This window comes from Streptomyces sp. NPDC008137, assembly GCF_042957035.1.
Taxonomy (GTDB): domain Bacteria; phylum Actinomycetota; class Actinomycetes; order Streptomycetales; family Streptomycetaceae; genus Streptomyces.
Window position 1 is genome coordinate 115,944 of the sequence record NZ_JBIBHN010000023.1, and the last position, 23,048, is coordinate 138,991.

Annotated in this window: 17 protein-coding genes and 1 pseudogene; 8 read left to right on the forward strand and 10 right to left on the reverse strand. The window is 71.2% G+C overall.

Annotated elements, in window-relative coordinates; translation table 11 throughout:
* Positions 1 to 205: 205 nt before the first annotated feature.
* Together ACFZBT_RS29450 and ACFZBT_RS29455 are read right to left on the reverse strand one after the other, a co-directional pair.
* Positions 206 to 871: an HAD family hydrolase gene (locus tag ACFZBT_RS29450; RefSeq protein ID WP_391109667.1), complete on the reverse strand. Its 666-nt coding sequence runs from the start codon at positions 869 to 871 to the stop codon at positions 206 to 208.
* 74 nt (positions 872 to 945) lie between these two features.
* Positions 946 to 1,461 (reverse strand): DUF6912 family protein, encoded by a 516-nt coding sequence (locus tag ACFZBT_RS29455; protein WP_391109670.1) that lies wholly within the window; start codon positions 1,459 to 1,461, stop codon positions 946 to 948.
* Between the two features lie 591 nt (positions 1,462 to 2,052).
* Between ACFZBT_RS29455 and ACFZBT_RS29460 the strand changes: the two are divergent.
* Positions 2,053 to 2,739 (forward strand): annotated as a pseudogene (locus ACFZBT_RS29460) (Rv3235 family protein); the annotation flags it as partial.
* Positions 2,740 to 2,847: 108 nt separating this feature from the next.
* Here ACFZBT_RS29460 and secA read toward each other — a convergent pair.
* Complete coding sequence (gene secA, locus ACFZBT_RS29465; protein WP_391109672.1) at positions 2,848 to 5,694, reverse strand: preprotein translocase subunit SecA; 2,847 nt, start codon at positions 5,692 to 5,694, stop codon at positions 2,848 to 2,850.
* A gap of 281 nt (positions 5,695 to 5,975) precedes the next feature.
* Between secA and ACFZBT_RS29470 the strand changes: the two genes are divergently transcribed.
* Together ACFZBT_RS29470 and ACFZBT_RS29475 are read left to right on the forward strand one after the other, a co-directional pair.
* Positions 5,976 to 6,545 (forward strand): GNAT family N-acetyltransferase, encoded by a 570-nt coding sequence (locus tag ACFZBT_RS29470; RefSeq protein WP_391109675.1) that lies wholly within the window; start codon positions 5,976 to 5,978, stop codon positions 6,543 to 6,545.
* A gap of 212 nt (positions 6,546 to 6,757) precedes the next feature.
* A complete protein-coding gene (locus tag ACFZBT_RS29475; RefSeq protein ID WP_391109677.1) occupies positions 6,758 to 7,930 on the forward strand; it encodes a DNA glycosylase AlkZ-like family protein in 1,173 nt (390 codons plus the stop codon).
* Positions 7,931 to 7,933: 3 nt separating this feature from the next.
* Here the strand turns inward: ACFZBT_RS29475 and ACFZBT_RS29480 are convergent, their stop codons facing one another.
* The 7 genes from ACFZBT_RS29480 to mtnA all read right to left on the reverse strand — a co-directional run bounded on the left by ACFZBT_RS29480 (position 7,934) and on the right by mtnA (position 17,115).
* Positions 7,934 to 8,680 carry a response regulator gene (locus ACFZBT_RS29480; RefSeq protein ID WP_391109680.1) on the reverse strand — a complete coding sequence of 249 codons (747 nt, stop codon included), beginning with the start codon at positions 8,678 to 8,680 and terminating at the stop codon, positions 7,934 to 7,936.
* 216 nt (positions 8,681 to 8,896) lie between these two features.
* Positions 8,897 to 9,592 (reverse strand): ribosome hibernation-promoting factor, HPF/YfiA family, encoded by a 696-nt coding sequence (hpf, locus tag ACFZBT_RS29485; protein ID WP_382584564.1) that lies wholly within the window; start codon positions 9,590 to 9,592, stop codon positions 8,897 to 8,899.
* 313 nt (positions 9,593 to 9,905) lie between these two features.
* On the reverse strand, positions 9,906 to 10,805 hold the full coding sequence (locus tag ACFZBT_RS29490; RefSeq protein WP_391109685.1) for a ComF family protein: 900 nt from the start codon (positions 10,803 to 10,805) through the stop codon (positions 9,906 to 9,908).
* Between the two features lie 129 nt (positions 10,806 to 10,934).
* Positions 10,935 to 12,767 (reverse strand): LpqB family beta-propeller domain-containing protein, encoded by a 1,833-nt coding sequence (locus ACFZBT_RS29495; RefSeq protein ID WP_391109687.1) that lies wholly within the window; start codon positions 12,765 to 12,767, stop codon positions 10,935 to 10,937.
* Positions 12,757 to 15,072, reverse strand: coding sequence for an MtrAB system histidine kinase MtrB (mtrB, locus tag ACFZBT_RS29500; RefSeq protein WP_391109690.1), 2,316 nt, complete (start codon positions 15,070 to 15,072; stop codon positions 12,757 to 12,759). The genes ACFZBT_RS29495 and mtrB overlap by 11 nt, the downstream gene beginning before the upstream one ends.
* Before the next feature lies 1 nt (position 15,073).
* Positions 15,074 to 15,763, reverse strand: a complete 690-nt coding sequence (gene mtrA / locus ACFZBT_RS29505; RefSeq protein ID WP_009188938.1) for a two-component system response regulator MtrA — start codon at positions 15,761 to 15,763, stop codon at positions 15,074 to 15,076.
* Between the two features lie 200 nt (positions 15,764 to 15,963).
* On the reverse strand, positions 15,964 to 17,115 hold the full coding sequence (gene mtnA, locus ACFZBT_RS29510) for an S-methyl-5-thioribose-1-phosphate isomerase (protein WP_391109694.1): 1,152 nt from the start codon (positions 17,113 to 17,115) through the stop codon (positions 15,964 to 15,966).
* Positions 17,116 to 17,255: 140 nt separating this feature from the next.
* Here mtnA and ACFZBT_RS29515 point away from each other — a divergent pair, with 140 nt between their 5' ends.
* Genes ACFZBT_RS29515 through ACFZBT_RS29535 form a run of 5 tightly spaced genes read left to right on the forward strand, consistent with a single transcriptional unit; the run spans position 17,256 to position 22,920 of the window.
* Complete coding sequence (locus ACFZBT_RS29515) at positions 17,256 to 18,653, forward strand: glycerophosphoryl diester phosphodiesterase membrane domain-containing protein (protein ID WP_391109697.1); 1,398 nt, start codon at positions 17,256 to 17,258, stop codon at positions 18,651 to 18,653.
* 4 nt (positions 18,654 to 18,657) lie between these two features.
* Complete coding sequence (locus ACFZBT_RS29520) at positions 18,658 to 19,428, forward strand: DUF4129 domain-containing protein (RefSeq protein WP_391109700.1); 771 nt, start codon at positions 18,658 to 18,660, stop codon at positions 19,426 to 19,428.
* Positions 19,425 to 20,621, forward strand: coding sequence for a DUF4350 domain-containing protein (locus ACFZBT_RS29525; RefSeq protein WP_391109703.1), 1,197 nt, complete (start codon positions 19,425 to 19,427; stop codon positions 20,619 to 20,621). Before ACFZBT_RS29520 ends, ACFZBT_RS29525 begins: the two co-directional genes overlap by 4 nt.
* Positions 20,621 to 21,610, forward strand: a complete 990-nt coding sequence (locus tag ACFZBT_RS29530) for an AAA family ATPase (protein ID WP_391109722.1) — start codon at positions 20,621 to 20,623, stop codon at positions 21,608 to 21,610. The genes ACFZBT_RS29525 and ACFZBT_RS29530 overlap by 1 nt, the downstream gene beginning before the upstream one ends.
* Positions 21,610 to 22,920, forward strand: coding sequence for a DUF58 domain-containing protein (locus ACFZBT_RS29535; RefSeq protein ID WP_391109706.1), 1,311 nt, complete (start codon positions 21,610 to 21,612; stop codon positions 22,918 to 22,920). Before ACFZBT_RS29530 ends, ACFZBT_RS29535 begins: the two co-directional genes overlap by 1 nt.
* Positions 22,921 to 23,048: the final 128 nt, after the last annotated feature.

A 23,048-nucleotide genomic window follows, 5' to 3' on the forward strand; every position in this document is an offset into this window, starting at 1 on the left:
CCGTCATGAGCCGTATGTGTACAAAACCAGACCCGGAAGTTTGACGTTCTGCACATTTAGCTGCGGGCATGCGTGCCGCTAAGGGCGGCACGGGTGGGCGGTGGGGGTCCCCCCCCGCTCGAGCGAAGCCGAGAGTGGGGGAGGCACCCCACTACGCCGGGCTGCGGACCCACCCCACCCCTGCACCAACGCCGAGCACCTTGGGCTACGCCGCCAGCCGCTCCGCCTCAGCGACCGCTTCCTCCAGCGTGTCCACCACCGGCACACCCACCGCCTCAAGACTCACCCGACTGTGCGACCCGCCGGTATACAGCACAGCCCGAGCCCCCACATGCAGCGCGGCCACCGCGTCATCCGCGGCATCCCCGATCACCACGGTCCGCCCCGCCTCCACCCCCGTCAACGACGCGAGATGCCGCACCATGTGCTCGGCCTTGCTGCCCCCCGACGGCCCGGTCCGCCCGTCCACCCGTATGAAGTGCGGCTCGATCCCGAACCCCCGCACCAACGGCACGAGCTCCTCGTGCACGTACATGCTCAGAATCGACTGGCTGCGCCCCGCCGACCGCCACCCCGACAGCAGCTCCACGGCCCCCACCGTCAGCCCGCACGCCACGCGGTGCTCGGTGTAGTACCGGTGGAAGACCTCATCCATGAGCTCCCACTCGGCCTCGGTCGGCAGCCGCCCCATCAGCCGCTCGTAGAACTTCGGCACCGGTACGCAGTACAGCTCCCGGTACTTCTCCAGCGTCAGCGGCTCCAGCCCCAGCTCGGCGAAGGCCGCGTTCGTCGCCCCGATGATCGCGTCGATGTCATGGAACAGCGTCCCGTTCCAGTCCCAGACAATGTGCGCGCCCGTCTTCATCCCCATGCCCGAAAACGTACCCGCCCCCACTGACAATCAAGAGAACGGCGCCTCAACGCGCCCCCGTGCGCCCGGGCCGCTCAGTCCGCCTGCCCCACCAGGTTCGGGATCTCCTGCGTGGCGAACCACAGCAGCTCGTGGTCCTCGGCTCCGTCCACGACGAACTGCGCGTCGTCGTCCCCGGCGTCCGCCGCCCCCAGTGCCGCGGCAGCCGCCGTCACATCGGCCTCGGCGTCATCCGCGTCGACATGCACGGCCGCCGCCCTGGCCAGCGCCACGGCACCCGAAACCCGTACCTCCCCGAGCGCCGCCTGATCGAGCCCCCGGTCGGGATCGGCACTCGCGGCCCGGTCGGGCACGTCCACGGCCACCACGACCCGGCGCCGCGGCACCCCCGGCTCGATCGCCAGCAGCCGCAGGGATGCCAGCGCGGCCCGGTTCAGTGCCGCGTACTCCAGTTCCTCGATGTCGTCGGAGACGTACCACTCCCGCAGCGCGGGCGTCACGGCGTACGCCACGAACGGCCCGGCTCCCAGCTCACCCGTCTTGTACGCCTCGGCGAGGCCGGGGAGGGTCAGGGGCACGTACACACGCATGGCTGGCCGCTTTCGTGGTGGGTTCATGGCCGGAGGGCTCAGAAGGCCCCGGAGGGCCTCCAGGATACGTGCGGGGGTCCCCTTTCGAGTGCCGGCCCGCGACGCCGCAGACGTCCACACCGGGCCCGGAATTCACCCGGCACACCCTGGCATCGACGGGCACCACAGCCCCCGGATCACCCAGATAGGTGAACATTCCGGCACCCGCGGCCCGAGGCCCACTCCCTTGCTCCCACCTCGGCTCGCCCCGTACAAGATCACCAACCGAAGTTACTCACCGGTATTCATCGGCTCACGAAAACGGGGACCCCCATGAACAAGGTCATGACCAGGGCACAACACCGCCCGACGAACCACCCCCCAACCCACCGCGCTCCCCACCGCCCCGACGGCCCCACCTCCCGCACCCCTGACGGCACCACGCCACACACCCCCAGCGCCACTGACCCGCGCGCCGCCAACGACACCGACCCGCGCGCACTCAGGGGCACCACCCCGCGCACCCCCGGCCACCCCGCCTCGCGCACCCCCGCCAGCACCGCGCCCCGCACCTCCGGCAACACCGCCCCACCCACTCCCAGCCACACCACCTCACGCACTCCCAGGGGCACCACCCCGCGCACCCCCGGGCCCACCACCTCGCGCACCACCTCCCGCACCCCCGGCGGCGCAGCCCCGCCGCGCACCCCCGGCGGAGGCCCTGCCCGCGCCACGGCCGCCGGGGACCGTCCCCCGGCCCCCGGCCGCGCCAAGACCGCCCGCACCCGCCCCGCGGACACCCGCCCCCCGACTCCCTCCCGCACCCGCACCGCACCCCGGCCGACGCCCGGCACCCGCACAGCACCCCGCCCGACACCCGGCACCCCCACGGACACCACGCCCCGCGTGCCGGCCCAGAGCCCCCGCCGACCGATCCCGCACCACCCGCTCCCCCAGCCGCTCCTCCCCACCGATCTCTTCGCCGACCTCCTGCTCGCCGTCCTCAGCGGCCACCGCCCAGTCCACTCGATGCTTCGCCACACCCGGGGCCGCGCCTACGACGAACTGGCCTGGCTCGCCGAACGCGGCCCCCTGCGCACCCGCGGCGCCCGCCCCGTCGTCCGGGACATCGGCTGGTACGAGCCCCGCGCCGGCGCCATCGAGGCCTTCGCCCGCATCGGCACCGGCGACCGGCTGCGCGCCATGGCCTTCCGCCTGGAACTCGGCCAAGACCTCCGCTGGCGCTGCACGGCCGTGGAACTGGGCGGCCCCCGCCCACCCCGCCCAGAGGCCTGCTGAGGGGCTGAGGACCGAGCCGGGCCGCCCGAAACAGCCACAGCCAGACCGAAGGGCCGGACACCCCTCGGGTGCCCGGCCCTTCAAGCCGCTACGGTGCCGCAGTCGGCGTCACTTCTTGCGGCGCCCCCGGCCCTTCGCCTGCTTCCGGCGCTCCGCGCGCGTGAGGCCGTCGGACTCGGAACGCACCGGCTCGCCGTCCTCGGTGAAGTCACCCTCGATGGTGCCGCCCTCACCGTCGACCGTCGGCGCGGAGAAGTGGAGGTTGCGCCGCTGCGGGACGTCGAGCCCCTTGGCACGGATCTCCGGCCGGGAGCCCGCCTGCGCCGGCACCGCGTCCTGCTTCTCCAGGTCGGCCACCGGCTTGGTGTCCTCGACCGGGACCTCCTCGACCTGCTGCTCGACCTGGACCTCCAGGTTGAACAGGTAGCCGACGGACTCCTCCTTGATGCCCTCCATCATCGCGGTGAACATGTCGAAGCCCTCGCGCTGGTACTCGACCAGCGGGTCCTTCTGCGCCATCGCGCGCAGGCCGATGCCCTCCTGGAGGTAGTCCATCTCGTAGAGGTGCTCGCGCCACTTGCGGTCCAGGACCGACAGCACGACCCGGCGCTCCAGCTCACGCATGATCTCGGAGCCGAGCTGCGCCTCACGCGCCTCGTACTGCTCGTGGATGTCGTCCTTGATGGAGTCGCCGATGAACTCTGCGGTCAGGCCCGCCCGGTCACCGGCGGCCTCCTCCAGCTCCTCGATCGTGACCTTGGCCGGGTAGAGCTGCTTGAAGGCACCCCACAGCCGGTCGAGGTCCCAGTCCTCGGGGAAGCCCTCGGCCGTCTCCGCCTGGACATAGGCGTCGATGGTGTCGTCCATGAAGTGCTGCACCTGCTCGTGCAGGTCCTCGCCCTCCAGGACGCGGCGGCGCTCGCCGTAGATGACCTCACGCTGGCGGTTGAGGACCTCGTCGTACTTCAGGACGTTCTTACGGGTCTCGAAGTTCTGCTGCTCGACCTGCGACTGGGCGGAGGCGATCGCGCGCGTCACCATCTTGTTCTCGATCGGCACGTCGTCGGGGACGTTCGCCATCGACATCACGCGCTCGACCATCTGGGCCTTGAACAGCCGCATCAGGTCGTCGCCGAGCGAGAGGTAGAAGCGGGACTCGCCCGGGTCGCCCTGACGGCCGGAACGACCGCGCAGCTGGTTGTCGATCCGCCGCGACTCGTGCCGCTCGGTGCCCAGCACGTAGAGCCCGCCGAGCCTCTCGACCTCGTCCTTCTCGGCCTGGACGGCCTTCTCGGCCCGCTGGAGCGCCTCGGGCAGGGCGTGCGCCCATTCCTCGATGTGCTCCTCGGGGTCAAGACCGCGCTGGCGCAGCTCCGCCTCGGCGAGGTCCTCGGGGTTGCCGCCGAGCTTGATGTCCGTACCACGGCCGGCCATGTTCGTGGCCACCGTGACAGAGCCCTTGCGGCCGGCCTGGGCGACGATCGTCGCCTCACGGTCGTGCTGCTTGGCGTTCAGCACCTCGTGCTGGATGCCGCGCTTGCTGAGCTGCTGCGAGAGGTACTCGGACTTCTCGACCGATGTGGTGCCCACGAGGATCGGCTGCCCCTTGCGGTGCTTCTCCTCGATGTCGTCCACGACCGCCTCGAACTTGGCGACCTCGGTCCGGTAGATCAGGTCCGACTGGTCCTTGCGGACCATCGGCCGGTTCGTCGGGATGGGCACCACGCCGAGCTTGTAGATCTGGTGGAACTCGGCGGCCTCGGTCATGGCCGTACCGGTCATGCCGCAGAGGCCGGGCTGTTCCTTCTCGTTGTGGTCGTGGCGCTTGTAGAGGCGGAAGAAGTTCTGGAGGGTGATCGTGGCGAGCGTCTGGTTCTCGTCCTTGATCGGCACTCCTTCCTTCGCCTCGATCGCCTGGTGCATGCCCTCGTTGTAACGACGGCCGGCGAGGATACGTCCGGTGTGCTCGTCGACGATCATGACCTCGTCGTCGATGATGACGTAGTCCTTGTCCTTCTTGAAGAGCTCCTTCGCCTTGATGGCGTTGTTCAGGTAGCCCACCAGAGGGGTGTTCACCGACTCGTAGAGGTTGTCGATGCCCAGCCAGTCCTCGACCTTGCTGACTCCGGACTCGTGGATCGCGACCGTGCGCTTCTTCTCGTCGACGTCGTAGTCGCCGGTCTCCTCGATGCCCTTGAGCGGCTGGCCGGCCTCGCCGCGCTTGAGCCGCTTCACCAGCTTGGCGAAGTCCCCGTACCACTTGGTGGCCTGGTCGGCCGGGCCGGAGATGATCAGCGGCGTACGGGCCTCGTCGATGAGGATGGAGTCGACCTCGTCGACGATGGCGAAGTTGTGGCCGCGCTGGACGAGCTCGTCCTGGGACCACGCCATGTTGTCGCGCAGGTAGTCGAAGCCGAACTCGTTGTTCGTGCCGTACGTGATGTCGCAGGCGTACTGCTCGCGGCGCTGAGCCGGCGTCATGTTGGCGAGGATGCAACCGACCTCGAGGCCCAGGAACCGGTGGACGCGGCCCATCATCTCGGAGTCGCGCTCGGCCAGGTAGTCGTTGACCGTGATGATGTGGACGCCCTTGCCGGACAGCGCGTTCAGATACGCCGGCAGCGTGCCGACGAGGGTCTTGCCCTCACCGGTCTTCATCTCGGCCACGTAGCCCATGTGCAGGGCGGCGCCGCCCATCATCTGCACGTCGTAGTGACGCTGGCCGAGGACGCGCTTGGCGGCCTCGCGGACGGTGGCGAACGCCTCGGGCAGCAGGTCGTCCAGGGTCTCGCCGTCGGCGTAGCGCTGCTTGTACTCATCGGTGAGGGCGCGCAGCTCGGCGTCGGAGAGGTCGACGAAGTCCTCTTCGATGGAGTTGACCTGGTCCGCGATGCGGTGCAGCTTGCGCAGGATCTTGCCTTCGCCTGCACGCATGAGCTTCGAGAGGACGGACACGGGGGTTGGTCTCCTTGCCGGTCGGGCCTGGGACGGTCGGTTACCACTTGACTTACTGAGCAACGGCCATCGTATGCGAGGACCCCACCGCGCCGGGAGGGCCTGCCGTGACGGCGACCGTCCGCTGCTTCAATTCTGATTCACGTCTGCTTTCAAAGGGGACAACGTGCGGGCGCCGCGGATAGTGCCGCATCCGTCGGCCGAATTGAGCGAAGCGTGATAAGACGCTCACCCACCGCAAACAGACGACACCATTCCACGACCTCCGAGAGGATCGGCCGATGGATCCCGTCACCCTCACCACGGACCGCCTCCTGCTGCGCACGGTCGGCCCTCATGACACCGACGCGGTGTACGAGGCCTGCCAGGACCCCGACATCCAGCGCTGGACCACGATCCCCTCGCCCTACCTCCGCGAGCACGCCGAGGGCTTCACGGAACAGATGGTCCCGGACGGCTGGGCGGACGGCTCCATGTTCACTCTCGGCGTCTTCCTCCACTCCGGAGAACTCGCGGGCATGCTCGGCATCACCATGCGCGCCCTGGGCGTCGGCGAGATCGGCTTCTGGGCCACGAAACAGCACCGCGCCAACGGCTACATCACGGAGGCCGTCCTCACCGCCTGCCGCTGGGCCTTCGTCCACGCCGCGCTCGACCGCGTCGAATGGCGCGCCGAGGTCGGCAACCGCGCCTCCCGCGCCGTCGCGGAACGCGCCGGCTTCACCATCGAGGGCACCCTGCGCGCCGCCGTCAACAACAAGGGAGTCCGCCGAGACTCCTGGGTGGGCTCCCTCCTCCCCTCAGACATGGGCCTCCCGTCGACTGCCCCGTACCTCCCGGCACCGGCCTAGCTGCTGAGCTGCTGAGCTGCGGGCAATCGTGCCGCTAAGGGCGGCACGGGTGGGCGGTGGGGGTCCCCCGCTCGAGCGAAGCCGAGAGTGGGGGAGGCACCCCGCACCGCCGGGCTGCGGACTCACCCCGCCCCAGCACCAACGCCAGCACCAGACACCCAACCCCGCAGGTCACACCCCTTTGTCAGTCCCACCCCCTATCGTGCGGACCCATGACCACCCCGCGCCCCACCGCACAGCTCTCCGCAGACGAAGCCCGGAGACTGGCGCTCCGCGCCCAAGGCTTCCTCGGCGCCCCGGACCGCCGCTCCGGCGTCCGCGGCATCCTCCGCCACCTGGGCGCGATACAGCTCGACACCATCTCGGTCCTGGCCCGCTCCCACGAGCTCGTCCCGTACGCCCGCCTGGGCGCGGTAGGCCGGAAGACCGTCGAGAACGCCTACTGGAAGGACACTCACGCCTTCGAGTACTGGTCCCACGCGGCCTGCATCCTCCCCATCGAGGAATGGCCACACTTCGCCTTCCGCCGTCGCGCATACCGCAACCGCCCGCACTGGAACCACGACCTCCCGGACGGCGTCTACGACCAGGTCGTCAAGCAGCTCCGTTCCGAAGGCCCCCTCACCGCGACGGAGTTGGGCGGCGCGAAGAAGACGAACGACTGGTGGGACTGGTCCGGCACGAAGGTCGCCGTCGAACGCGCCCTGATGTACGGCGAGGTGGTCTGCGTCGAGCGCCGCGGCTGGAAGCGCCTCTACGACCTCGCCGAGCGCGCCGTCCCACAGCCCCTGCTGCACGACGAACTCGACGACACCGAGTGCCTGCGCCGCCTGGTCCGCCTGGCGGGCCAGTCCCTGGGCGTCGGGACCCGCGCGGACATCGCGGACTACCACCGCCTCAAGGGCGAACAGGTCGACGCGGTGATCGCCGACTCGGGCCTGGTCCCGGTCACGGTCGAGGGCTGGTCCAAGCCGGCCTGGGCCGACCCCGCGGCCCTGGAGACACCTCCGCGCGGCCGCCACCGCACCACTCTTCTGTCGCCCTTCGACTCCTTGATCTGGGAGCGGGCGCGCACGGAGCGGATCTTCGGCTTCACCCACCGCCTGGAGGCCTACGTTCCCAAGCAGAAGCGGGTGTACGGCTACTTCGCGATGCCGGTCCTGGCCGGCGGCCGGCTCGTCGGCCGCGTGGACCCGGCCCGCGAGGGCGGGACGCTGGTGGCCAGGCAGGTCACGCTCGACGGCCCGAAGGCGGTCCCGGGCGTCGCCCAGGCCCTGGCCGAGGCCGCGACCTGGGTGGGCTGCAGCGACGTACGTGTCGAGCGGGTCGACGCACCACACCTGCGCGAGCCTCTCGTGAGGGAGCTCGCCCGGACGACCGCCTGACCGTCAGCGAATCTCGAGAATCTTCTCCCGCATCGCGTACACCACCGCCTCCATCCTGGAGTGCAGCTGCAGTTTCTCCAGGATGTTGCGCACATGGTTCTTCACGGTGTTCTCGGAGATGAACAACTCCTTGGCGATGTCACGGTTGTTCATCCCCGTCGCGACGAGCTTGAGGACTTCGAGTTCGCGGTCCGTCAGCCGCGGCGCGGGCACCAGCCGGCGTTCGTCCGTGCGCTGGATCATCGACTTGAACTCGGTGAGCAGCTTCGACGCCATGGACGGGCTGATCTGCGACTGCCCGTCGGCCACCGCGCGAATGGCGGTGGCCACCTCGTCCGTCGAGATCTCCTTGAGGAGATAGCCGGTCGCGCCCGCCTTGATGGCGTCGTAGAGGTCGGCTTCCTCATCGCTGATCGTCAGCATGATGATCTTGGCGCTGGGTGCGACTTCCTTGATGGAGGTGCACGCCTCGATCCCGCCTCGCTTGGGCATCCGCACGTCCATCAGAACGATGTCGGGCAGCAGATCGGCGGCCTTCTCCACGGCTTCGGCGCCGTCGCCGGCCTCCCCGATGACCTGGATGTCCTCCTCGGCCGCGAGCACGATCTCCAGGCCACGGCGGAACAGGGCGTGGTCGTCCACCACAAGGACTCTGATCGGTTCCTTGCGTGGAGAATCCGTGGCCGGGCCCATGCCGACGACGCCGTCGTCGGCATCCTCGTCACGCATCGGTCCGAAGCTGTCCGCCATCGTTCCTCCCCCTGAAGGCTGTGGCCTGAGGTCCTGAGCCATCGCCAACCCAGAGCAACGACCCACCGATTGGGTCGTTGCCACCATGATTTCATGCCCGGACGGCACCAGGGCGACCGAGCGGGGCGCGCAGTGGTCGCACAGGGGTGCCCCTGGGGGCGCACACGCGCTCCAGGGGCACCTGCTCCACTGTCACCCGGTGGTCTCCCGGCCCGGTCAGCCGCCGAGCGCACCGCCCGCGTCCGGGGCGTGCACCTGGGTGACCATCGTGTCCGTGCTGAGGTGGATCACGCCGTAGTCGTAGGCGTGCCGCCGGTAGACGACACTCGGTTCCTTGGTCTCGGAGTCGACGAACAGGTAGAAGTCGTGCCCGACCAGCTCCATCTCGTAGAGAGCCTGGTCGAGGGTCATGGGCGCTGCGACGTGGGTCTTCTCGCGGACGACGATGGGGCCGTCACCCTGTACCTCCAGCGAGCCGATCTTCTTCGTGGGCACGGCCTCCGGCTCTTCCTCCGGAGTCGGCACCAGGCCGTTGCCGTTGAGCGTCGCCACGCCCGGGACGTGATCGGCGACCTCGGCGGCCGGGATCCGGCGCGAGCCACGACGCGAGAACCGCTTGTCGTGCTGCCTGCGCAGCCGGGCTTCCAGCTTCTCCGCCGCCAGGTCGAGCGCCGCGTACGGATCGCTCGCCGCTGCCTCCGCCCGGATCACCGGACCGCGGGAGCGGAGCGTGATCTCCACTCGGTCACAGCGGTCGGCCTGCCGGGGGTTGGGCTCCTTGGACACCTCGACGTCGAGGCTGATCACCTTGCCATCGAGCTTCTGGATCTTCTCCAGCTTCAGCTTCTCGGCCACGTGCTTCCGGAACCGCTCGGGCACCTCGGTCTTGCGGCCCTTGACGACGATGTCCACGCAGAACTCCGTTCCCGGATCACTCCGCTTCGGTGCGGAGCATCTCCCTTTTGCACCAGGTTCCGGTGAGGCCCGGAACCTCGGACACTCGGTGACTTCCACCTCCTCCCCCGTGAGCGAGATCTCCACTCCACCGTCGCGAGTGATGAAGAAAAACCCGCAGCACGGCATTCGGTTTTGAGAGGTGTGGCCTGCGGCTTTCCCTCTCAACCGAACATATCTCGCCCGGACGGATGTCGTCACCCTCTACTGCGGCGTACCTCCGTTCAGGTGAATAGGCCCTCTCGTTACCTGCAACGACGCAAGTTCTCAGTCAGTTCCGGTTTATTTCGAAAGAGTCCGGCGATGCCGCGACCACAGCCGCGCACACCACGTCAACGACTCCGCCGACGCCGCCCGCGCCCGTGATTCCCTGCCGGGCGGGCCATCGGCCCGTCCTCTCTCGCGTTGATCCGACGTTCTGTTCTTCTCTGCTTTCCCACGTCTCTCCCCTGTACACGACCCCAGTTCCCGCAGCGTTCGAAACCAGCCCCGCCGCCGACCGCACGGCACGCGCGGCTTCCGCCAGGGACGCCCCCGTGGTCATCACGTCGTCGACGAGGACGACGGGGCCCTCGGAGAGCAGCCGGGCCCCACCGGGCACCACCGTCAGCGCGCCCGCGAGATTGTCCAGCCGCTGCCGGGAGTTGAGCCCCGACTGGTCGGCCACGGCCCGCCGTTGCCGCAGCACGCCGAGCGCCCTGGCCGGGACCCCGCTCCGCCGCAGCTCGCCCGCCGCCGCGAGCGCGATCCGCCGCGCGGGATCATGCCCCCGGGCCCGCACGGCCCGCCGCCCGGACGGAACGGGCACGAGCAGCACGGGCACTCCGCTGCCCCGCGACCCCGCCCTTCCGGTACCGGGCCACGGCCCGCTCCGGGCCCCTGGAAGCCCCGCGCGTACCGCTCCCGCCAGAGCGGTCCCGAGCGGACCGGCGAGCGCCAGAGCTCCCCGTTCCTTGTGGGCCAGCAGCGTCGCCCGGACCTCGTCCGCGTACCGCGCCGCCGCGTGCACCACCGGCAGCCCCGACGGCTCCGGCACCGGCCGCACCCGATGCGCCACCGCTCCGCCCAGCACCGCACGGCACTTCGCGCACAGCACCGTACGAGGCGCCCCGCAGCCCCCGCACTCGCCCGGCAGCACCAGGTCGGTGAGGTCCTGCCACCACCCCCGCATGGCCACCACTGTGCCAACAGCGAGAGCTCCCGGCCACCCCTGTGGATAACTCCCTGTGGACAACGCGTCGCCCCAGGCCCGGCCGACTTCCACGGCGGCGATGGACAAACCGGCGCTGCAAACCGGCGCTCATCCCGGATAGACCGGCGCCGTCCCCTCCGTCACCTTCTGCCACTGCGCGCCCGACGGCAGCCTGACGATCCCGTCCACCGAGTACGCCACCAGCGGCAGCCGGTCGTCCTCGGCGGCGGTGACCTCCTTGACGCCGGTCAGGGCCGCGGGCGCCGGCACATCCGGCGTGGAGCCGTCGACCTGGACGTACCGCATCTGCTCCACGCCCCCGTGCTCGCGCCCGACCACCACGAGCCGGCTGTCCCCGGCCCACGACATGGCCGTGACCTCCTCCAGCTCCGGCGTCGCGGAGCGAAGCTCGACCACCCTGACGGCAGGCTTCCCGCCCGGCTTCTCCTCCCGCTCGATCAGCCCGATGAGCAGGGTCTTCTTGCCGCCCTTCTCCACGACGAGCGCGATCCGCACCCCGTCGGCGGCCACCCGCACGGACTGGATCCGCCCGTCCAGGTGCGGCGTGCGCACCTCCAGAGGATCGCCCTTGCCCTCCGCGAGCAGCATCAGCCGGGGATTGTCCGGGTCACGGTCGGCCACCCACAGGCCGTCGTCCGCGTCCCAGCTGGGTGCCGTCAGCCGGTCCTCCTCGGTCCGGCCCTGGCTGCGCAGCACAGGCTCGCCCAGCGAACCGCCCGAGACCAGCGACCCCACGTACAGCGACCTGCCGTCGAGCCCGACACCGGCCGCGGTGTGCTCGTCGCGCGACACCGCCACCGACCGCAGCGCCGTGTCGCCCTCGCCCAGCGCCCCCGGCGCCGTGTCGGGCTTGGTGTCGCTGCTGCCCGCGGGCATCCGTACGAGCCGGTCCTTGGCGTCGACGAAGTACAGGTAGTCGGGGTGGCGCGCCGAGGGCCGGAAGGCCGTCGCATCGGCCGCCTCCTGGGTGAGGGAGCACAGCTCGGCACCGTCGGCCCGCAGCTCGACCTCGTCCACCGCTGGGCTGAGGTTGCGCAGTGTGAAGAGCATCTGGGCCGCGATCTCCTGGCACCTGTTGGTGCCGATGCCGGCGGCCTTGTCGTTGAGCGGGACCGTCAGCTTGTTCCGCTCGTCGGGCGTCAGCGCTCCGGCGTCCTTCGCCAGCGCCGTACCGGTGGGGACGCTCGACCTGACCACGGGACCGAGCCACCGCGTGGGCCCGTTGAGTACGGAGCGCACCATCTGCGTCATGGGGTCCACGCGGCGGCGGACGTAGACGGGGTCGGCGACCGCCGTGGGCTGCGTGTTCGCCCCGGCCGCCATGCTGTTGGAGGCGAAGTAGTACTTGTTGACGGACATGTAGTTGCGCTGGAAGTCCGACTGGCCCATGAGGACGCCCTGCGGCAGCACGTCGATCCGCCACTGCCCGCTCTTCTTGTCCTGCGTCAGGTGCACGGTCCTGCCATAGGCCCCGGTCGCGGGCGCGTACGACTGCTGCGCGTCCACGGTGGCCACCTTGGTGCCGGTCAGCGTGTACGAGATCTCGCCGGTGTCCTCCCGGCCGCCGGCACCCTCGGCCTTGGCGCCCGGCCCGTCCGTGAGCACCGTGGTGGACAGCTCCGGGCGCCAGGTCTTCGCGGCCTCGCCGGTCAGGTACTGGCGCGCGGTCTTGTAGTGCGGATCGTCGCTGGTGAGCGCCTCCAGGAAGCCCTGCACGATCTCCGAGGGCGGCGCGTCCTCCCCCGGCGGCACGGCGAACACCCGCACCTGGGTGTCCTGGCGCGGTGTGGACTCAACGCCCCGCAGATCCCCGCTGTCCGGCATCGAGGCGCACCCCGCCAGCACCAGCACGCCACCGGCGGTGTACGCCATCACACGCGCGGGCGTACGCCGACCGCGCCCCTCGCGGTCAGCGCCCACGAGATGCCTCCCCTTGCCTGTCCGCGTCTCCCGGCCCGGCTTCCCTGCCCGAGCCGGCGGAGCCGTTGTCCTTGTCCCTCGGCCGTCCCACGACCGGTTCCCGAGCCGGTTCCCGGGACGTCGCCGCAGGGCCACTGCCGGCCCCGTCACGAGCCGCTCCGGCCGAATCGCCCGCACGCTCTTCACACGCCGTTCCGGCCGTTTCATCCGCGCTCTCGTCACGGACCGTCCCCGCCGTACCACCCACACCGCCGGCCCCGACCGGGCCCGCCGGGCCCTCCCCACGGGCCGGCTGCTCCCCTGCCCCCGGAGCGTCCGGCCACCGCGTGCCCGAGGCGGGCCGCGGCACCACGCGCGCGCCGTTGCCGGGCAGCGCCGTCGGATCGGCCGTGGGGGCCACAGTGGCCGCCCGCGGCGGTATCGGGTTCCGCGCCGGACCCGGCGGCACCGGACCGCCCGCCGGCTGCGCCGGCACGGTCGCCCGCTTCTCACCGTCCCCGCCGCCGCACGGCAGACCCGCGTCGTCGAGCCCCCGGTTGCGCCGGGAGTCCTTGGGCTCCAGCGGTATCGGGGAGCCCCGCAGCGGCTCGTCCGCCGTCCTGGGCAGCGTCAGCCGGAACTGCGAGCCGCCGCCCGGCTCGCCCCACGCCTGCAGCCAGCCGCCGTGCAGCCGCGCGTCCTCCAGGGCGATCGACAGCCCCAGACCCGTACCACCCGTGGTACGCGCGCGTGCCGGGTCGGCCCGCCAGAAGCGGCTGAACACCCGGGTCGCCTCGCCCGGCTTCAGCCCGACCCCGTAGTCCCGCACCGCGACGGCGACCGCGCCGCCGGCCGCGGCGAGCTTGACGACGACGTCCCTGCCCTCACCGTGCTCGACGGCGTTCACGACGAGGTTGCGCAGCACGCGCTCCACGCGCCGGGCATCGGCCTCGGCGACGACGGGCTGCTGGTCCCCGGAGACCCGGATCTGCGTCCCCTTGCGCTCCGCGAGCGGCTCGGCCCCACTCACCACCCGCCGCACGACCTCCCTGAGGTCTATCGGCTCCGCCTCCAGCGCCGCGGCACCCGCGTCGAAGCGGCTGATCTCCAGCAGGTCCGCGAGCAGCGACTCGAACCGGTCCAGCTGGTCGGCGAGCAGCTCCGCCGACCGCGCGGTGATCGGGTCGAAGTCCTCCCGCGCCTCATGGATGACGTCCGCCGCCATCCGTACGGTCGTCAGCGGCGTACGCAGCTCGTGCGACACGTCCGACACGAACCGGCGCTGCATCCGCGACAGGTCCTCCAGCTGGCTGATCTTCAACTGAAGGTTCTGCGCCATCTTGTTGAAGGCCTCGCCGAGCCGCGCGATGTCGTCCTCGCCGGTGACCTTCATACGTTCCTGAAGCCGCCCGGCCGACAGCCGCTCGGCGATCCCCGCCGCCATCCGCACCGGCGTGACGACCTGGCGCACCACCAGCCAGGCGATGGCCCCGAGCAGCACGACGACGAACAGCCCGGCCGTCGCCAGAGTCCCCTTGACCAGGCTCAGCGACTTCTCCTCCTGGGTGAGCGGGAAGAGGTAGTACAGCTGGTACGGATCGCCGTTCGGGTCGTTGACCTGCTTGCCGATGACCAGGGCGGGCTGCGAGTCCTTGGTGTCGTTGTTGTAGATGACCCGGCTGTAGCTCTGCGCGGCCGCCGTACTGCCGCCGATCCGCTCCCGCAGCGCCGCGGGCACGCTCTTGCTCCAGTCCACCTCGCCGGAGGCACGCGGACCGCGCCCGCCCGCACCGTCGGCGTCGGAAGCCGGAAGCGTGACCACGTCGAAAGCGCCCTGCCCGCCACTGGACAGCGAGGACACCAGATCACTCATCCACTGGATGACGTTCTGCGCGGGACGGCCGTCCGCCGTGGCGACATCGTCGCCGGTCCCGCTCGCCGCCTCGTCGGCCCGCTGCTTGGCCACCGCGAACCCGCCGGTGGCCTGGCTCTGGGACGCCTTCACCTTGGCGTCCAGCAGGCCGTTGCGCACCTGCCCTATGACGACGAAGCCCAGCAGCAGCACCACACCCAGCGACATCAGCAGCGTCGTGACGACGACCTTGAGCTGGATGTTGCGCCGCCACAGCCGCATGACGGGCAGCAGCGGCCGACGCACCCACCGCATGAACAGGCGGATGACCGGGCTGCCCTGAACTCCGCCCTGGAGCAGCAGCCCGCTCTCCAGGAACCGTCCCCAGCGGGAACCCGCCTTCTTCCGCCCGACAGGCCGCCCCGGGCGGGCCCCGGACCGTCCGGGCGCCGAAGCGGCACTGTCGCCGGACATGTCAGCTCGGTCCTGCCTTGTACCCGACGCCACGGACGGTCACCACGATCTCCGGCTTCTCCGGGTCCTTCTCGACCTTGGAGCGCAGCCGCTGCACATGCACGTTGACCAGCCGCGTGTCCGCCGCGTGCCGGTAGCCCCACACCTGTTCCAGCAGCACCTCGCGCGTGAACACCTGCCACGGCTTGCGCGCGAGCGCGACCAGCAGGTCGAACTCCAGCGGCGTCAGCGCGATCGACTGCCCGTCCCGCTTCACGGAGTGCCCGGCCACGTCGATGACCAGGTCACCGATGGCGAGCTGCTCCGGAGCGGGCTCCTCCGACCTCCGCAGCCGCGCCCGGATCCGGGCGACCAGCTCCTTCGGCTTGAACGGCTTCACGATGTAGTCGTCGGCACCCGACTCCAGGCCCACCACGACGTCGACCGTGTCGCTCTTCGCCGTGAGCATCACGATCGGCACCCCGGACTCCGCCCTGATCAGACGGCACACCTCGATGCCGTCCCGGCCGGGCAGCATCAGGTCCAGCAGCACCAGATCGGGCTTGGCCTCACGGAATGCGGCCAGCGCCTTGTCACCGTCGGCGACGAAAGACGGCTCAAAACCCTCACCACGCAGCACGATGCCGAGCATCTCGGCCAGTGCGGTGTCGTCGTCGACGACAAGGACTCGTCCCTTCATAAACGACATCATCCCATTCTCATAACAGTGGCGAAGGCAGTGGTGAGGTAGGTCACCGGCCAGTGACCATAGTCGCAGCAACCGCTACTGTCTGCCCTCGCCCACCCGTTATCGATCTCGACAACACCCGCTGACCGGGCCCCCGGCCCACAGGCATGGGGCGAGACGGCCGGAGCCGCCCCGCCCCGACCGCGCCCCGGCAGCCGTCCGACTCAGCCCGTCGTCACCCTGCGCGACCGCGCACACACCTCGGCGAGCGCCTCGGCCGTCACCGGCGACACCACACCCTCCTCCGTGACGATCGTCGTCACCAGCTCGGGCGGAGTCACGTCGAACGCCGGGTTGTAGGCCTGCGTCCCCAGCGGCGCCACGGGGATGCCACCCCCCGCCTCCGCCACCCCGGCCACCGGCACCTGCGGCGCCACCAGCTCGGTCACCTCGTGCCCGGGACGCTGCTCGACCTCGATGGACGCCCCTTCCGCGGTCTCCAGATCCACCGTCGTCACCGGCGCCACCACGATGAACGGCACGTGGTGGTAGCGCGCCAGCACCGCCAGCGGATAGCTCCCCACCTTGTTCGCCACCGAGCCGTCAGCCGTGATGCGGTCCGCCCCGATCAGCACCGCGTCCACCTCCCCGGCGGCGAACAACGACCCCGCCGCGTTGTCGGTGAGCAGCGTGTACGCCATCCCGCTGCGCGCCGCCTCGTACGCCGTCAGGCGAGCGCCCTGCAGCAACGGACGCGTCTCGTCCACCCACAGCCGCCGCAGCCGACCCGCCCGATGCGCCGCGAGCGCCACCGCGAACGCCGTCCCCTCCCCGCCCGACACCAGCGAACCGGTGTTGCAGTGAGTGAGGACCCGGTGCCCGCCACCGGGCAGCAACTCGTCCAGCAGCGCCAGCCCGTGCTCGGCCATCCGCACACTGGCCTCGGCGTCCTCCCGGTGCAACTGCCGCGCCGCGGCCAGCGCCGCCGAGGCCGCCTGCCTGACATCACCACCCTTGGCGAGCGCCGCCTCATGGGCCGAGTGCGCCCGGCGCACACCGAGCGCCAGGTTCACCGCGGTCGGCCGGGCACTCGCCAGCGCGGCGGCGGCCTCGTCCACATCGAAGCCCCGCACGGCGGCGAGCGCGACACCGTACGCCCCCGCGATACCGAGCAGCGGCGCCCCGCGCACGGCGAGCGAGCGGATCGCCTCCACCAGCGCGGACGCGTCCGTACAGACCAGTTCGACCTCCTCGGCGGGCAGCCTCGTCTGGTCGAGAAGGACCAGAACGGGTCCTTCCGGTGGCTCCTCCCAACGGATCGCGGGGATCTCGGTCGGCCGTTTGTCATCGCCGCTGTACGCGTACTGATCAGCCATGCGGTCAGTCTGCCCCCTGTGGAGCGGACAATTGAAGGTACGCAGCCCATACCGCGCCCGGTCATTCCAAGACCACCCCATGGCACGATGGCTGCCAACCTGCCGCCGCGACCGCGGACGGGCACCGTGAAGGAGCGACGATGAACGACACTCCGGGCTGGGCCTCGCCCGGATCCGCCCCGTCCGACGGGCAGCAGCCGGACCCGTCCGGCGCTGCCGAGCCCACCGACCGCCCCGGCCCCGCACAGCCGGCGGACCAGCCCGGCCCAGCGGCCCAGCCGCGCCAGGCCCCGCAGGGCCCCGGCCCTCAGTGGTCCAAGGACCAGCCGCCACCCGCCCAGTGGTCCGCCCCCAGCACCCCGACCGTCCCCGGCCAGGCTCCCCCGCCCCCACCACCCGGCCCGGGCTGGGGCACCCAGCCCCCCGGCGGCCACGGTCCGGCCGGACACGGTCCTGGCGGCGGCCCCGCAGGCCCCGGCGGATACGGAGCCCCCGGCAGCCCCGGCCCCTACGGCGGCTGGGGCAGCGGCTGGGGCGGCCCCCCGCCCGCCGCCAAGCCAGGCATCATTCCGCTCCGCCCGCTCGGCGTGGGCGAGATCCTCGACGGCGCCGTCTCCACCATGCGCACCTACTGGCGCACGGTCCTCGGCATCTCCCTGACCGTCGCGGTCCTCACCGAGATCATCGTCGTCCTGTTCCAGGGCCTCGTCCTGGACACCTCCAGCACCGAAGCCCTCAACGATCCGAGCGCCACCCTCAGCGAGCTGAGCCGTGCCATGAGCGACGCCCTCCTCAACTCCAGCGTCGTCTTCGTGATCTCCCTGGTCGGCACCGTCATCGCGACGGCACTGCTCACCACCGTCACCAGCCGCGCCGTACTCGGCAAGCCGGTGGCCATCGGCGAGGCCTGGCGGGACGCGCGCCCTCAGGTCGTCAAACTGTTCGGCCTCATCTGCCTGCTGCTGCTCATCACCGCCGGCATCGTCACCGTGGGCACCCTGCCCGGCATTCTCATCACCGCCTCCGGGAGCACCGGACCGGGCGTCGCCCTCATCGTCCTGGGCGTCATCGGCGCCGGCATCGTCGCCCTCTGGCTGATGATCCGCTTCTCCCTGGCCTCGCCCGCCCTGATGCTGGAGAAGCAGGGCATCAAAAAGGCCATGAGCCGCTCCGCGAAGCTCGTCCAGGGCACCTGGTGGCGGATCTTCGGCATCCAGCTGCTCGCCACGATCATCGCGAACGTCGTCGCCTCGATCATCGTCATCCCGTTCACCTTCCTCGCCGCGGCCCTCAGCGGCGACGGCGTCACCGGCTGGCTCAACAGCGGCGGCGCCGGCCTCGGCTGGACCTTCCTCATCGTCAGCGGCATCGGCGCGGTCATCGGATCCATGATCACCTTCCCGATCACCGCGGGCGTCACCGTGCTCCTCTACATCGACCAGCGCATCCGCCGCGAGGCCCTCGACCTCGAACTGGCGCGCGCCGCAGGCGTCCAGGGCTACGGCCCCAACGCCGCCGGCACCACCCCGGGGAGCTGATGCGGTGAGCTGGCCGGGGGAACCTCTCACAACAGCACTGCCCCGCACCGCCATACGGACGCTGCTGCGCGCCGGCGACACCTCCGTACTGTCGTCGGCACGCTCCACCGACGAGCCGCCCCTCACCACCCCACGCGACCCCGCGCGCGAGGCGGCCCGACGCGAGCTGTCCAAGCGGATGTACCACGAGAACGACCCCAGCCTGTTCCAGCGCGCCCTCGACGCCTTCTGGGACTGGCTGGGCAAACTGTTCAACGCCGCCTCGTCCGCGACACCCGGCGGCACACTCGGCCTGGTCGTCATCATCCTGGCCGTCCTCGCGGTCCTGGGCGCCCTGTGGTGGCGCCTGGGCACCCCGCGCCGCCAACCCACCTCTTCCGCCGCCCTGTTCGACGACCGCCCCCGCAGCGCCGCCGACCACCGCGCCGCCGCCGAGGCACACGCCGCCCAGGGCCACTGGAACCAGGCCGTCCAGGAACGCATGCGGGCCCTCGTCCGCGCTCTGGAGGAACGCGCCCTCCTCGACGTCCGCCCCGGCCGCACCGCCGACGAGGCCGCCGCCGAAGCCGGCCGGGCCCTGCCCGCCCACACCGACCGGCTGCGCGCCGCCGCCGGCGACTTCGACGACGTGACGTACGGCGGCCGCTCGGCGACCGAGCAGTCGTACCTCCGCACCGCCGAACTCGACCGCGACCTGGAACGCGCCAAGCCCCAGCTCGCGACCAGCAGCGCCCACAGCACGGCCCCCCATACCCGCCAGGGAGCCGCCGAATGACCACCGAGGCCACGCTCCCGTCCACCTCGGCCTCGCCCACCGCCCGCCAGGTATGGACCCGCACGCGCGGTATCGCGCTCGCCCTCGTACTGCTCGTTGCGGCAGCCATCGCCATCGCCGTGATCCGCTCCGACGCCCGGCACGGCGAACTCGACCCGCGCTCCGCCGACCCGGGCGGCAGCCGCGCCGTCGCCGAACTCCTCGCCGACCGGGGCGTGGACACCCGAGTCGTGACCACCTTGGACGAGGCCACCGCCGCATCCGGCCCGGACACGACGCTCCTGGTCGCCGCCCCCGACCTGCTGACCCGAAGTCAGCAGTCCCGCCTGCACGACTCGTTCGCCGACTCCGGCGGCCGAACCGTCCTGGTCGCCTCCGGCAGCGCCTCCGTCGAACGGCTCGCCCCCGGCGTCACCGCCGACCCCGCCACCAGCCTCGACTCGACGCTCGCCCCCGACTGCGACCTGCCCGCGGCCCAGCGCGCGGGCACCGCCGACACAGGCGGCGTCCGCTACACCACCACGCACCTCGACGCCGACCAGTGCTACCCCAGCGAGCGCTTGGCCACCCTGCTGCGCATCCCGGCCACGACCGGGAACGGCGACACCGTCGCCCTCGGCGCACCCGACATCCTCCTCAACGACCGCCTCGATCAGCAGGGCAACGCCTCGCTCGCCCTCCAGCTTCTCGGCTCCCGACCCCATCTGGTCTGGTACCTCCCCTCACTCTCCGACACGTCGGCCGCCGGCACCGACGACGAACGCGGCTTCTTCGACCTGCTCCCCTCGGGCTGGCTCTGGGGCACCCTGCAGCTCTTCATCGCCGCAGCCCTGGCCGCCCTGTGGCGGGCACGCCGACTAGGCCCCCTCGTGCCCGAAAAACTCCCCGTCGCGATCCGCGCCTCCGAAACCGCCGAAGGCCGTGCCCGCCTCTATCGCAAGGCCGACGCCCGCGACCGCGCGGCAAACGCTCTTCGCTCCACGACCCGCACCCGCCTCGCCCCCCTCACCGGCGTCCCCATCCCCCAGGCGCACACGCCTGAGGCCCTGCTCCCCGCCCTGTCCGCCCGCCTGCACGGCGACGGCCAGGACCTGCAGACCCTCCTCTTCGGCCCAGCGCCCAGCACCGACGCAGCACTCATCGCACTCGCCGACCGACTCGACGCCCTCGAAAGAGAGGTACGCCGTCCATGATGGACCCGACCACTGACAACGCCGGGCAGACCGGGGACCCGGGCACCGCCCGAGCCGCCCTGGAGGCCCTGCGCGCCGAGATCGCCAAGGCCGTGGTCGGCCAGGACCCCGCCGTGACCGGCCTCGTCGTCGCCCTGCTCTGCCGCGGCCACGTCCTCCTCGAAGGCGTCCCCGGCGTCGCCAAGACCCTCCTGGTCCGCGCCCTCGCCTCGGCCCTCGAACTCGACACCAAGCGCGTCCAGTTCACCCCCGACCTGATGCCGAGCGACGTGACCGGCTCCCTGGTCTACGACACCCGCAGCGCCGAGTTCTCCTTCCAGCCCGGCCCGGTCTTCACCAACCTCCTCCTCGCGGACGAGATCAACCGCACACCCCCCAAGACCCAGTCCTCCCTCCTCGAAGCCATGGAGGAAGGCCAGGTCACCGTCGACGGCACCCCCCGCCCCCTCCCCGACCCGTTCCTCGTCGCAGCGACCCAGAACCCAGTCGAGTACGAAGGCACCTATCCCCTCCCGGAAGCCCAGCTGGACCGCTTCCTCCTCAAACTCACCATCCCCCTCCCCTCCCGCCAGGACGAGATCGACGTCCTCACCCGCCACGCCGAGGGCTTCAACCCCCGCGACCTCCACGCCGCCGGCGTACGCCCCGTAGCGGGCCCCGCCGACCTGGAGGCAGCCCGCGCGGCGGTCGCCAAGACGACCATCTCCCCGGAGATCACCGGCTACGTCGTCGACATCTGCCGCGCCACCCGCGAGTCACCCTCCCTCACCCTCGGCGTCTCCCCTCGAGGCGCCACGGCTCTCCTGGCCACCGCCCGCGCCTGGGCCTGGCTGACAGGCCGCGACTACGTCATCCCGGACGACGTGAAGGCCTTGGCACTCCCCACCCTCCGCCACCGGGTACAGCTCCGCCCGGAGGCCGAAATGGAAGGCGTGACAGCCGACTCCGTCATCAACGCGATCCTCACCCACGTCCCCGTCCCCCGCTGATGGCACTCACCGGACGCGCCGCCCTCCTCGCGGCCCTGGGATCCCTCCCCGTCGGCATCTGGGAACCCGGCTGGACAGGCATCCTGGCGGTCAACGCCCCGCTGGCCCTGGCCTGCGCCTGCGACTTCGCACTCGCCGCTCCCGTACGACGTCTGGGCCTGACCCGCTCCGGCGACACCTCCGTACGCCTCGGCGACACCGCGGACGTGACTCTCACGATCACCAACCCGACCGGCCGCCCCCTCCGCGCCCAGCTGCGCGACGCCTGGCCCCCCAGCAGCTGGCAGCCGGGCACGGAAACGACGGCCTCCCGCCACCACCTCACCGTCCCCGCAGGCGAACGCCGACGCGTGACAACCCGCTTCCGCCCCACCCGCCGAGGCGACCGCCCAGCCGACCGAGTCACCATCCGCTCCTACGGCCCTCTCGGCCTCTTCGCCCGCCAGGGCACCCACAAGGTCCCTTGGACGGTTCGCGTCCTGCCACCGTTCACCAGCCGCAAGCACCTGCCCTCGAAACTGGCCCGCCTCCGCGAACTGGACGGCCGCACCAGCGTGCTCACCCGCGGCGAGGGCACCGAATTCGACAGCCTCCGCGAGTACGTCCCCGGCGACGACACCCGCTCCATCGACTGGCGCGCCACAGCCCGCCAGTCCGCGGTCGCCGTACGCACCTGGCGCCCCGAACGGGACCGCCATATCCTCCTGGTCCTCGACACCGGCCGCACCTCAGCAGGCCGCGTGGGCGACGCACCGCGCCTCGACGCCTCCATGGACGCGGCCCTCCTTCTCGGGGCCCTCGCATCCCGAGCCGGCGATCGCGTCGACCTCCTCGCCTATGACCGCAGGGTCCGCGCCCTCGTCCAGGGCCGCACCGCAGGCGACGTCCTTCCGGCCCTGGTCAACGCGATGGCCACGCTGGAGCCGGAGCTCGTGGAAACGGACGCCCGAGGCCTCACCGCCACCGCCCTCCGGACGTCCCCCCGCCGCTCCCTGATCGTCCTGCTCACCACCCTGGACACGGCCCCCATCGAAGAAGGCCTGCTCCCGGTCCTCTCGCAGCTCACCCAGCGCCACACGGTCCTACTGGCATCGGTGGCCGACCCTCACATCACCGAAATGGCCAAAGCACGCGGAAACACCGACGCCGTCTACGAGGCCGCCGCAGCAGCCCAGGCGCAGTCCGAACGCCACCGCACGGCAGAACAACTCCGCCGTCACGGTGTCACGGTCGTGGACGCGACCCCGGACGACCTGGCGCCGGCACTGGCGGATGCGTACTTGGCATTGAAGGCAGCCGGACGCCTTTGACCTTTGACATTCAGGGCCCCGCGAGGGGTCCTGAAACGCAGAAAACCCCGCATCCGAAGATGCGGGGTTTCCTTTGAATGATTGTTCGGCGGCGTCCTACTCTCCCACAGGGTCCCCCCTGCAGTACC